Raw genomic sequence first — 10869 nt, forward strand, 5'->3', positions numbered from 1 at the left:
GACTGCCGGGCTTCTCCTTGGGATGAACCGTCGCTGGAGTGGGTGGATGTACCACCAACGCGGGCATCAGGATGAACCCCAGAAGTAAAGCCCCAGCAATCAAGAGATATGGCACGTTGCGACGCGTCATCGGCACTCTTCGCGTAGGGCCTTTTCCGATGCGATGCGGATCGAATGTCAAATTGGGCTCATCCGGCATCTTTAGAGCCGTGAAATCATCACGCAGTAGTTGGTCACTCCTCTGATTTTTCATACTACCGCTCCTCCTCCCATAACGCCCTAAGCTTTTTTCGTACGCGCATTAATCTTCCCCGCACAGCCCCCGGCGACTGATGCAAATATCGGGCGATGGCATCTGTCGACCAATCTTGATAGTAAAAGAGCCATATCGTCTCTCGCTCCACCAAGGAGAGATGCTCTAGAAGCTCGCGGAACGCAGGGGGCAGCCACACATGCAGGTCGGTTTCTCCCATAGTGCCGTAGGAATCGATAAGCGTCTCGTGTTTGCGTCGCCGATAGTGCGTAAGCGCTTCCCGCCGCGCCACCGTAAAAAGCCAACCCGGCGAAATTTCTCGCTCAGGATATTTCTCGTGAAACACCATGAGCCGCATAAAGGTCTCTTGGGTCACATCTTGGGCATGGTGATAGTCCTTCGTTAATACATACGCGTAACGGACCAGACGATCCCCCCATGCATCAATCCAATCGGTAAGCCACGCATCCTCGGGTAATCGCTCTGCCATCCACGCCCCTCCTCATCATATAAAGTAAGGGAATACTCGCGCTGATTGTTAGCAGGGAGTCCGAAAAATTTTAAACTCTCCGTGCTTGGCGATGCATGGCAAATACCTCCCCATGGTGGATACGATCAATGAACAGACGAGTCACGTCGTGGGAATCGCGCCCCTGTTCCGTCAAATGGCCGAGGAAGTTGGCTTCGTCCGGTAATCCATACGATGGCGCGCGGGTGTTGGCGCTAACCAATTTTGTCATCACTATGACTCACTTTCTGATCATCAGATCCGCCTACAAGTAGTGCAAAACGGCCAAGCAAAATCACCCCGAAGGGCCAAAATTCGCTGATAGACATAATCATAAGCCTCATTCAGCGAATGATGAGAGGGAGGCTCGGAGGATGCTTCGCTGGCCGTTTTTACGGGGAAATGGATTCAGAAATTATGACGACCATCTTAACTAAGCTCACGACAAAACGAGTTTCCATACCAGCCGGGACACGCGTCATGACGACGGCTAGCGACGAGCTGGGGCGCGTATAGTCATCGTCTGAAGAGTCCAATGTTTGCCACCGTCATAGGTGTGATACACCATGATGCCCGAATGCTGTGCGACGCCAAATACGCCAATCCAGCCGGATTTCGGGTTCAAAAAGTCGATCCACCGCACCCCTTTTCCGGCGGGGAGCGCATGACGATGCCATAATGTTCCGTTGTGGGTCGTCGTCCAGACGGCCTGGGGGGTCGCAACAACCCAGTTCTCTTTGGGGAGAGGCTCAACCGGTCCGGCTGTGTCGGGAGGCACGGGGGTGATGCTCCAGGTCCTACCCGTGCGCGTCGATGCCAAGGCCGTCCCTGTCGGAGAAGTGAGTACCATTGTGGTGGTGGTCGATAATGCTGTCCATGCGGCGATGCTTACCGGCGTCATGACGCGTAAATACGTGGGGAGTATGATTTGATGCCATGTGCGCCCGGCCGTTTCCGATTCGAGCACTGTAGCATGGGTCCCGTATTGCCTTTCTGGAATCCACAGCGACGATCCTCGGACAATGAGGCCTACGGGATTCCCCACCGTCAATGTTTGAGACAGGGCCCGTGACCCCACCGTGGTCGCGACCGTCGTCCAAGTGTCTCCCGCGTTGGTGGTGTGATAGAGGGTCCACTGCTCAAAGTTCATGGCCGGGCCATTGGGGCTCACCAAGTACCACCATGCACGGGAAGACTGCTCGACCAGGCTGATAGGGGTATTACCAGCGGGTAAAAGACGATGGTGCCATCGATGCCCACTTGATTGCGTCCACCAGAGCGCATATCCCTCGTCAGTAGGTGATACCGGTCGAACAAGCCAGAAGGTCGTTGAGGATGGGGCATGAAATAGCAGAGGAAAGACGTTCGCAGTATAAGCGGGTAGCGGCAAGACACCATGCCATTCGCGGGGTCCCGCCGTTGTATGATACACGCCGCGAGGAGTGAGAGCCCAGCCGATGGACGGCGTCATCATATCAAGCGGTTGAATAGCCGTCAAAACAGGTGCACTGGGCGTCGAGGCGCGACGCGACACCGGAACCGGGACATGCTGGGGCCCACAGGCCGTCACAACTATGAGGAGAGCCAAGAAGGCTGCTCCTGAAACCATGCGCCGCACCATCATCCAACAATTCCCCCTCGCCACAGGCTCACTGATCAAACGTCGATAAGGCAAATCGGTTACCTGCATAGACAGAGTGGATAATATTGGGTTTCTACTATATTGATACCTACGCAGTAACCGGCCGGATGGGCCAGCCGTGGTCTTCCTCCATTCGGCTCGGTCCGACCACCGGCAGTGGCGCGTCCAAGTGGATGCTTTCTGCAGCGACTGCTACTGCTGTAGCACGTACCATTTTCTGAGATAGGAATCGAGCGGCTACGCGCCCGACCATCGCCATTACGATCCAGCGGACACACTCGTCACACTTTTGGACCATTTGGAAGTGGCCACCACGACTCGGGTGGGCTCCTCCTTCGGTCGTTGCGATTCATGCGAGAGGACGGTACCCCTACCGCAAGCCACTCTGGTCCGGATTCCCGCCGTCGCGCGCTGTCCCAACCTATCTCACCCTCGTGACGTGAGCAAATTGATCTAGCAATGGCTCAAAGGGCTATACAAATACGAGGGCTTCGGAGGAGAATCGGGATCCCGTGGTCGAGGATTCGGACGGCATCGTCTTGAGGCTGAATCCTAAAGCAGGGATTTTCGGCCCGTGTCGAGAAGAAGACGCGCATGGCAGGATGGATCATAGTACGCCATGAACCAGTGTCCGACATTAGGGGGTACCCGATGGGGTCAGCCAGGAAACTCGTGCTGTATATTGCCCAAAGTTTGGACGGTTATATCGCACGCGAAGACGAATCGCTCGACTGGCTGCTAAACTTTGAGGGCTCGGGGGACAAGGGATACGCGGCTTTCTATGAGACGGTCGATACGATTTTACTGGGTCTAAGAACGTACGAGTGGATTGTGAGAAACCTGCAATCGGACTGTCCCGACCTGGGAAAGACGTGTTACGTGTTGTCGCGGACGTTCAGGGGACAAACGGCCGACGTCACATTTGTGAATCAAGATATTGCCCACTTTACGGCCTCACTCAAGCAGAAGCCCGGCAAGGACATTTGGATCGTGGGGGGCGCGGAGGTGCTCACCTCGTTACTTCGTGCGAACTTAGTGGACGATTTCATTATTCACATCGCGCCCACTATCATTGGTCAGGGCATTCCGTTGTTCAAATCAAGTCCTTACGAATCGACGCTCAACCTGGTCAAGGTCACCCAATACCATCGGTTTGTCGAACTGCATTACAAACGCGAATGACACGGACCTGGGGGATGGCATTGCCAAACCGTGCCCGACAAATTCGCATACTTGAGTATCAGTTACTGCGGGCGAATACGCATGAAGCCCACCTCCAGTCCCCTCCATCCACGGGACCCACATCCGCAAAGCACCTGCCAGGGGATCGAGTGCAGGTTCTGGGGAGGTTATGCGAGGTCTCAAAACGTCCTTAATGTCCTTGGTGGCGGCTGCCATCTTGTTCGCCATTGCAGTCGCTGGCGTGACATTGGTTGCCATAATCCGAGACAAGGCATCCCTGCCCATTTTTTCTGATCAAGTGTTTTAGTGGTCCCTGGGCATTGCATGCCTGGCGATTCCCGTGGAGAGCATCCTAGGAACGGTGGGCACTGTCGGAATGGTCGGCGAGACGACCCTCATCCGGCTGGCGTCCGATTGGCTCATGGCAATCTCCATGAGCGGCGGATTGTCTCTGCATTCTGTGCGTTCGGTTAATCCCGTTCCGTATTTCACGGCAGCGATTATCACCGCACTGGCCATGGTGACGGCATAGGTGGCATTGATCGCGGGGGGGCCGAATCAACCGCAACCGGCTTGGGTGGTGACTTTCTAATTCTGGTTTGGTATCGTAATCAGAACGGGCGTACAATAAGGTCAGAGGCGAGATGAGGAGGGCGATAACATGGCGGAACACGGTGACCTCGCAGACGAGCGAATTAGGATCGATCCGGCTATTATGGATGGGATGCCTTGTATTCGCGGGACCCGCATTCCCGTGCGAATGATTCTCGACTATCTCGCCGAAGGGGCGACGCTCTCTGAAATCCTCCAGCAATATCCGCAATTGACGGAGGAGGATGTCCGAGCGGCGATCGCCTTCGGGGCGTATGCAGTGGGACAGTGGTCGTCTCAAGCACCGGCTCACTCCGACGCTCCATGAGAATCCTGTTGGATGAGAACATCGGGGCCGAAACGGATAGGTGGCTACGAATCCGCGGACACGACGTCTTGTCTGCCGCGGCTGCGGGTTTGCTCGGTAAGACAGACGACGTCGTGTACCGGTCAGCATGTGCGACGGAGCGGGTGTTAATCACGCTCAATTATCAGGATTTTCGGTTGATGGAAAAATTTCCACCGGAGCAGTGCGGAGGGATTCTTGCAGTTCGCATGGGCCACACGGGCTTGGATGCGCGGTAAATTCGGTGTTAGACCGTACGCTTAGACACTTTCCCGAATCATACTTTTCGCGAGTATTTGTATTGGTGTCCGCTCGAATCATCACACGGTCTATTTGGCTTCCTAACTAAGACCACGACAGGGCTGGCGCTCAGAATCACGGTTGGCGAACACCGTCATCAGAATTTGTTTGAGGTCGGGTCGGCGATCCTTGAAATGCCCATTCGCCGGATGAACTGACGCCGCCGCGCATGTGACGAAAATTGCTCTGTACAAAAGAGACTCTCGACGTCTGGGTGTATTTAATCACCCAGGAACTCCTCCAAAAAACATGAGCTTTTCCCCACTTTCATGATGAAGACGGTCTTGCGACCGGACACTGGAAATGAGCCACTAAATCCGAAATGCTCTTTTTGAGGAATTGTCAATGATGACATACATGTCAGCGGAATGTTGGATTGGCCTCGACTTCTGCATAGCTTCGTCTTAGATGGCAGCGAGGCTCCTGCAACTAGTCCCAGACGGTGTCAAAAATTTTCCAATCCTGCTCTCCCTTGCTCGCTTTGATCCGCCCCATCGTTTCATGAAAGAGGTATCTTACCCTGGCGAGCATCTCGCAGCGAACAGCCCCGGCATGGCATCAATCCCGTGCTACAGGTCACGCTTGCCAAAACTCATCACCGCTAAGAGCAGCATGACGATGAGATAGAGGATCGCATAATACACCATGCCTTCCCCTGGGGGATGAATGGCACCAAACGGTCCAAAGCCGACCGCTTCTCCCGGATAGACATGATTGCCAAGAATTTGATAGAGGGCCCGTCGATAAAGAGCATCGGTGGGAATGAGAAGGCTGGTCACCCAACTGGTGACGGTAAAGGCGGTACTGTTGGCGGTCAGCGCTCCCAATTGTTCCAAGGCGCCCCCCAAAAACGCAATCAGTACGGCAGAAGACACCACAATCCCATTGGTCATGGTCGCGGTGAGAGTCGAACCCAAAAGAGTGACGGTGCTCACCAAGATCCCTTCTAATAAAAAGTCGGCCCACGCGGCCAGGAGGCTCTGTGCGCTCCCAATCACCGTCCCAAATTGCGCTTGGTCAATCAGCACCAGTCCAAAATACAGTAGACTCACATAGACCACCACGATAAGCGACAACGCCAGCCATTTCCCCAAAAGTAGTTCCGTGCGTGAGAGCGGTCGCGGTACAACCGCCAGCAGCATACCATCATCAATTTCTCCCGACACGGCAGCCACAAATATGAGCACCCCAAATAACGCAATCATGACATAAGCCGCAAAGAGGCCCAGATAGAGGTAGGTGAGTCCCGTCACGTAACGTGCACTGGCGAGCGCAGGCGCTGGACCGATCCATTTCAGAAACAGGAAAAACAGCAATAAAAAAAGAAAGGTGAGCCCTCCTGCGGCCGCAATGGTTCGTTTTCTTAGCGTTTCCACTAAGGAATACCGCATCACTGTGTGCATAATCTAGTGGCTGTCCTTTCCGATTCGGCTTAAAAACCACTCCTCTAATGAGGAATGCTCTTGCTTGACTTCGTAGATGTTCACGTCTCGATTGACCAGATCCGCAATCACCATGGGCACCTGATCGCGCGAGAGCATCATCCGCAGTGCTGCCCGCTCATCTCCCCTCCATTCTATCATGCCATGATAACGATCCACGATGGCAGACCCGGTCGCCCCCGTCAAATGACCCACGTCAAACTGAACATTTCCGGCCGTGCCATTGATGGCCTCTTCAAGAGAACCCTGATAGAGCACGCGCCCTTCATTGATAAGCGCCACACTGTCGCACAGTTTTTCCACATCAGAAAGAAGATGACTATTGAGAAAGATGGTCACGCCATCACGGCGCAGTGAATCCAGTAGTTGGCTCACTTCAAAGCGTCCAATCGGATCTAGCGCTGACGTGGGTTCATCCAAAAAAATCAGCTTGGGATCGCCCACCATTGCCACCGCGAGACCTAAGCGCTGCTGCAGTCCCTTCGAAAAAGTCCGCACACGGTCGCGCTCGCGTCCCGAAAGCCCCACTCGAGCGAGCAACTCCGCTCGTCTCTCCGAAGAGACCGTTTTCTTCAAAAGACCGGCGTGAAAGGCCAAAACTTCATCGGCTGAGAGCCAGGGCTGATATCGAAAGAGTTCAGGCAAATAGCCAATGTGCTGACGAAATTCCCGGTCCTTAAATGAAAAGCCCAAAACCCGAGCCGTTCCCTGACTCGGGGTCACGAGGCCAACCAACATTTTCACCAGAGTGCTCTTGCCGGCCCCATTGGGTCCGAGGAGACCATAAATCTCCCCTTCATTTACGGACAAATTAATGTTTTCGCACGCTACGCGGGAATGAAAGTATTTGCTTAGCGCGAGGGTCTGAATCGCCTTCATGAAAAGAGGCGGCTCACCTCCAACTGAAACGCTTTCACATTAATGGGCTCGGCGCGATGCTCAATCACCGCCACGACTGTGCCATTTTGTACCCATGCCTCACCAACCTCGGTACGGGTCGGGTTGCTCTCCACAATACCAGCCACACCGTGAATCGTCACATTCTCAGGATGCCCTGGCAGCGGGACCACCAAGGTGCTCTTCCAATTCGTCATCTGCCCCAACGCGCTTTGCAATGACGAGGGTAAAAATGGCAAGTGAGCCAACGCCTTAATCAGAGGGGCCGTGGACAAACTTCCCGGTACCGCAACCGTCGGTTGCGGTACCTCCTTCACCATCCACGCATCATCTCTGATAGTGGCTTCCGACGGCACCGTTAAGATAACCGGCACTTCGTTGGAGCTTTCTGGAAAGAGGTCGTGCCCTCCTTCACTCGCAATCAGTTGATTAATATGCGGGACGTTGAGTTTCAGAGAGACGTGAATCCCGGTTTGTACCGATGCCTGAGACACATTCCCCAAAGTCGTCGGCCAGATATTGGCGATCCCCATTTTTGGCAACTGCCGCAATGGCACGGATTCACTCTGAACAGGACCTGCCACCGTGATCGACCCATAATGATTTAACGTCACGTGCCCACCATCCGTCACCACATTGGAGATCTCCGCGAGTTGTTCGGGACTGATCGGCACCGTACCAATACTCTTGACTTGAAATAGGGTGGCTAACGCAGCCATCACGCGATTTCCAGAGGTGTGCATTCCCAATCCAACCGCTACCGCGACCACCGCCGCCGCGGACACAGGGATCCACCGTTCGATACGATGGCGACGCTTTAAGGGAGGATTCGCCTCAAACGCGAAGTCCATGAGCATCACCTGCTCGCCCACCTCACTGAGGATAGTCTGACAGATCGCACAATCCCGTAAGTGCTTTCCTAAGTTCTCGCGCGATTCCGATGTCCCCTCACCATCATAAAATGCCATCCACTGGGCCTCGCTGGGACAGCGCGTTTGATAGAGATCGGCCGTATTCATGCTTGCACCTCCCGCACTAGCCGTACCGGAGCGCTCTTATCCTCCTGATACGCCTCTTTCAGCTTGCGCAAAGCACGAATGAGAATCACACCCACCTGTTCCTCTGGGCATCCCAACTTCGCCGCAATTTCCCTATAGCTATACCCTGAATGCCGCAACATTAACGCGCGTTGATCACGGCTACTCAGCACCTTCAAGCTCTCTTGCACGCGCTGTCTCTCAAATTGGGTCATCGTCATTTCCTCCACAGACGGTACGCTTTCGACAGTTGACAGACGATCAGTGACGCGTTCTTCGACCTTCACCCGCCGCACATAGTCCAGCGACAGATTATTGACGACGGTGCGAATCCACGCCCCGACCCGAGACAGGTCACGTGGCGGTTTAGTCATTAAACGTATAAAGGCTTCTTGCACCAATTCTTCAGCAATGTCCCGGCTACCCGTGATATAGCTTGCGTGTCGTACCAGCCCGTTAAATTCTGTTTCGTAAAGTCGCTTTAACTCCGCCTGACCATCCGCCATGTCGACCCTCCCTTCAACGCCTCTTCATACAGATAACGAATCATCCGCTGCAGATATTACACCCAATCTCGAGCGAGCCTGTTACCGTTTGTGATAATAGCTCGGGCGACTAATCGTGGGAAGGAGCCAGCCCACCGATACCAGAGCGGTAAAGAAGAGATCCCCGAAAAACACGCCACCAAAAAAGATGGATTCCGCCGCTTGCTCGACCAGTGCCGCTACCAATACCGCGCCGAGCACCACGGCCATCCACCCCTCGGTCTGACTGCTCGCAAAAAAGTATCGATAAAGTGCCACCAGCATCATGATAATCCAGGTGATGAGTCCCACGAGCCCCAATTCCACCAACGTGCGCAAAATCGAGTCATGCGGCGATAGTCCGCGATAGGCGGGAGGCACATAGGGCCTGATCGCCTCGGGCGAATTTCCGGCCCCGACACCGAAAATCGGATGCTGCTTGAACACAATATAGGCCGCCTTCCAAAGTCCGGTCCGACCCGTCAGCCCATGCTGCCACAACCGCTCCCATCGCTTCACGCCGGTCGCCAACACCGCCGCCAACAGCACGACGATACCAGTAATCAGCACCCCCAATACGCCACACTTGCGATAGCGCACAATAACAATCACTAAAAGGCCAACCGAGGTCGCAATCCAACTATCGCGAGCGTAACTAAACACCATGGCGATAAAATTGAGAAGAAATGCTAGCCCATACCAGTTACGGCCTCTCGACACGTGGTCTCGGGCCAAATAGAGGCCCAATGCCGCAGGAGTGGAAAATACCATCAGCATACCGAGCGTATTTTTATTGGCATAAGGCCATTCCCACGCCAAGAGGTGATGATGGCCCACAGGAACCACAAATCCTTGGTGAAAGAAGACCGCACCGATGAGCGCGGCGAGCGCAGAGAGGGTGCCTGCCCACACCATCGGTTTCAAGACATCGGCTAAGGTCATCTTGGTCTCTTGAATTAAATAGGGCATTACCCCCGCCGTTAGCCAAAAAATCGCGGGAACACCAATCGCATAGCGCAACGACACATGGCGATCAATCGAAACCACCACTGATATCCATACAATCACCGTATAGACTAAGAAGCCCCAGTACTGACTACGACGTTCCCATAAAAAGCTCCACAGTGCACGCCGAGGGAAATAGGCGATCATGGCCCCAATCACGCCTCCTACCACCGGCATGTATTGTCCCACGCCTCCGTACCAATGATGGATCACTTCGAGCGCCACCGACGCTAGCGCGGTCCACCACCACACCCATCCGGGCTTCCTCCATACCACAATCAGTCCAATAATCCCCAACACAATGGCTACATCGCGCATATGTCACCTCAATCAGTTATCGACAGCATTATACCGAATTCGCACGCTCTGTCTCATAGGCGAAACGCCCCAAAAACGGTGAAAGTTACAATGGCGGTTGACCAAAGGTAGTAGAAAGAACCCCAAGTGGCTCTAGCACCATGAGGAGCCCCGAACACAACGCGAAGCGACTGATGGCCTATCGGTCGGCGTATTTGAATCAATCATTCACCGGACCGGCATCGGACGACACAATACCTCGCGATACTCACAGCCATGAACACACAATGAATCCCTCTCCACATTGCCCCAATACCGAGAGGGATTCCTTGCAATAATGTTCAGGTTTTGTCTTTATGCTTCGGCAGTGGGTGCGTCGTCTGCCGACTCTGGCGTCGACGGATGGGCCTGTTCACGCCGATCCATCTCCTGATTAATCACCCGGATCATGTCATATAGGTCGGCTTGACGGGCTTCCAGATGCCGTTTAATCGAACGCAAGGCAAAGTCATCCATGTTTCGGACCATCTCTTCACGGGGAAACCCTACCATTCCGCGAAGATTCCCTGTGACCTGCCCCACGACACCTTGAATCCAATCCCCAAATGGTCCAGGATTAAACGTTCCGCTGTTCCACTCACTCATCGTGCTTCCCCCTCGCATCACCAGTAAGGCTTCAGTGTCACTCCTGCTATTATACCAAAGTGGCCGTCGGCCGCTCTTCCACCATTTACTAGACATTTTAAGGCGACAAATTGTTACACTGGGTTGCGTGAATTGACAGATATTGCGATAATTATGCTCTAAGGAGGCGCATACCTATGATGAGCTTACAACAGCAACTC

15 protein-coding genes are annotated in these 10869 nt (G+C 54.1%); 5 read left to right on the top strand and 10 right to left on the bottom strand.

What is annotated here, in order from left to right; translation table 11 throughout:
- The 4 genes from ACOJWD_RS08250 to ACOJWD_RS08265 form a co-directional block, all read right to left on the bottom strand.
- Positions 1 to 253 (bottom strand): hypothetical protein (locus ACOJWD_RS08250; RefSeq protein ID WP_486992747.1); only part of this gene is annotated, 253 nt, incomplete at its 3' end.
- Position 254: 1 nt separating this feature from the next.
- Complete coding sequence (locus ACOJWD_RS08255; protein ID WP_486992748.1) at positions 255 to 743, bottom strand: RNA polymerase sigma factor; 489 nt, start codon at positions 741 to 743, stop codon at positions 255 to 257.
- Positions 744 to 813: 70 nt separating this feature from the next.
- A complete protein-coding gene (locus ACOJWD_RS08260) occupies positions 814 to 993 on the bottom strand; it encodes a hypothetical protein (RefSeq protein ID WP_486992749.1) in 180 nt (59 codons plus the stop codon).
- Positions 994 to 1251: 258 nt separating this feature from the next.
- Entirely contained in the window at positions 1252 to 2385 is a 1134-nt protein-coding gene (locus ACOJWD_RS08265; protein ID WP_486992750.1) for a sialidase family protein, read from the bottom strand.
- Positions 2386 to 3054: 669 nt separating this feature from the next.
- On the opposite strand from ACOJWD_RS08265, the gene ACOJWD_RS08270 reads away from it, so the two are divergent.
- The 5 genes from ACOJWD_RS08270 (at position 3055) to ACOJWD_RS08290 (ending at position 4761) form a co-directional block, all read left to right on the top strand.
- On the top strand, positions 3055 to 3585 hold the full coding sequence (locus ACOJWD_RS08270; protein ID WP_486992751.1) for a dihydrofolate reductase family protein: 531 nt from the start codon (positions 3055 to 3057) through the stop codon (positions 3583 to 3585).
- 169 nt (positions 3586 to 3754) lie between these two features.
- Positions 3755 to 3892, top strand: coding sequence for a hypothetical protein (locus ACOJWD_RS08275; RefSeq protein ID WP_486992752.1), 138 nt, complete (start codon positions 3755 to 3757; stop codon positions 3890 to 3892).
- A 33-nt stretch (positions 3893 to 3925) separates the two neighbouring features.
- Positions 3926 to 4117, top strand: a complete 192-nt coding sequence (locus ACOJWD_RS08280) for a hypothetical protein (RefSeq protein ID WP_486992753.1) — start codon at positions 3926 to 3928, stop codon at positions 4115 to 4117.
- A 129-nt stretch (positions 4118 to 4246) separates the two neighbouring features.
- Positions 4247 to 4504 carry a DUF433 domain-containing protein gene (locus ACOJWD_RS08285; RefSeq protein WP_486992754.1) on the top strand — a complete coding sequence of 86 codons (258 nt, stop codon included), beginning with the start codon at positions 4247 to 4249 and terminating at the stop codon, positions 4502 to 4504.
- Entirely contained in the window at positions 4501 to 4761 is a 261-nt protein-coding gene (locus ACOJWD_RS08290; RefSeq protein ID WP_486992755.1) for a DUF5615 family PIN-like protein, read from the top strand. Before ACOJWD_RS08285 ends, ACOJWD_RS08290 begins: the two co-directional genes overlap by 4 nt.
- A 630-nt stretch (positions 4762 to 5391) precedes the next feature.
- Here the strand turns inward: ACOJWD_RS08290 and ACOJWD_RS08295 are convergent.
- From ACOJWD_RS08295 to ACOJWD_RS08320, 6 genes are all read right to left on the bottom strand, one after another.
- Positions 5392 to 6225, bottom strand: a complete 834-nt coding sequence (locus ACOJWD_RS08295) for an ABC transporter permease (protein ID WP_486992756.1) — start codon at positions 6223 to 6225, stop codon at positions 5392 to 5394.
- A 3-nt stretch (positions 6226 to 6228) separates the two neighbouring features.
- Positions 6229 to 7143, bottom strand: coding sequence for an ABC transporter ATP-binding protein (locus ACOJWD_RS08300; protein ID WP_486992757.1), 915 nt, complete (start codon positions 7141 to 7143; stop codon positions 6229 to 6231).
- On the bottom strand, positions 7140 to 8180 hold the full coding sequence (locus ACOJWD_RS08305) for a hypothetical protein (protein ID WP_486992758.1): 1041 nt from the start codon (positions 8178 to 8180) through the stop codon (positions 7140 to 7142). Before ACOJWD_RS08305 ends, ACOJWD_RS08300 begins: the two co-directional genes overlap by 4 nt.
- Entirely contained in the window at positions 8177 to 8704 is a 528-nt protein-coding gene (locus ACOJWD_RS08310) for a sigma-70 family RNA polymerase sigma factor (protein WP_486992759.1), read from the bottom strand. The genes ACOJWD_RS08305 and ACOJWD_RS08310 overlap by 4 nt, the downstream gene beginning before the upstream one ends.
- A gap of 81 nt (positions 8705 to 8785) precedes the next feature.
- On the bottom strand, positions 8786 to 10045 hold the full coding sequence (locus ACOJWD_RS08315; protein WP_486992760.1) for an O-antigen ligase family protein: 1260 nt from the start codon (positions 10043 to 10045) through the stop codon (positions 8786 to 8788).
- Positions 10046 to 10378: 333 nt separating this feature from the next.
- Positions 10379 to 10669, bottom strand: coding sequence for a hypothetical protein (locus ACOJWD_RS08320; protein ID WP_486992761.1), 291 nt, complete (start codon positions 10667 to 10669; stop codon positions 10379 to 10381).
- Between the last annotated feature and the right edge of the window lie 200 nt (positions 10670 to 10869).

Source organism: Sulfobacillus sp. TH-112 (genome assembly GCF_057473405.1).

Coding starts and splice junctions, on each gene's coding strand:
- ACOJWD_RS08255 (WP_486992748.1), bottom strand. CDS start 743: ATGGCAGAGCGATTACCCGAGGATGCGTGGCTTACCGATTGGATTGAT.
- ACOJWD_RS08260 (WP_486992749.1), bottom strand. CDS start 993: ATGACAAAATTGGTTAGCGCCAACACCCGCGCGCCATCGTATGGATTA.
- ACOJWD_RS08265 (WP_486992750.1), bottom strand. CDS start 2,385: ATGATGGTGCGGCGCATGGTTTCAGGAGCAGCCTTCTTGGCTCTCCTC.
- ACOJWD_RS08270 (WP_486992751.1), top strand. CDS start 3,055: ATGGGGTCAGCCAGGAAACTCGTGCTGTATATTGCCCAAAGTTTGGAC.
- ACOJWD_RS08275 (WP_486992752.1), top strand. CDS start 3,755: ATGCGAGGTCTCAAAACGTCCTTAATGTCCTTGGTGGCGGCTGCCATC.
- ACOJWD_RS08285 (WP_486992754.1), top strand. CDS start 4,247: ATGGCGGAACACGGTGACCTCGCAGACGAGCGAATTAGGATCGATCCG.
- ACOJWD_RS08290 (WP_486992755.1), top strand. CDS start 4,501: ATGAGAATCCTGTTGGATGAGAACATCGGGGCCGAAACGGATAGGTGG.
- ACOJWD_RS08295 (WP_486992756.1), bottom strand. CDS start 6,225: ATGCACACAGTGATGCGGTATTCCTTAGTGGAAACGCTAAGAAAACGA.
- ACOJWD_RS08300 (WP_486992757.1), bottom strand. CDS start 7,143: ATGAAGGCGATTCAGACCCTCGCGCTAAGCAAATACTTTCATTCCCGC.
- ACOJWD_RS08305 (WP_486992758.1), bottom strand. CDS start 8,180: ATGAATACGGCCGATCTCTATCAAACGCGCTGTCCCAGCGAGGCCCAG.
- ACOJWD_RS08310 (WP_486992759.1), bottom strand. CDS start 8,704: ATGGCGGATGGTCAGGCGGAGTTAAAGCGACTTTACGAAACAGAATTT.
- ACOJWD_RS08315 (WP_486992760.1), bottom strand. CDS start 10,045: ATGCGCGATGTAGCCATTGTGTTGGGGATTATTGGACTGATTGTGGTA.
- ACOJWD_RS08320 (WP_486992761.1), bottom strand. CDS start 10,669: ATGAGTGAGTGGAACAGCGGAACGTTTAATCCTGGACCATTTGGGGAT.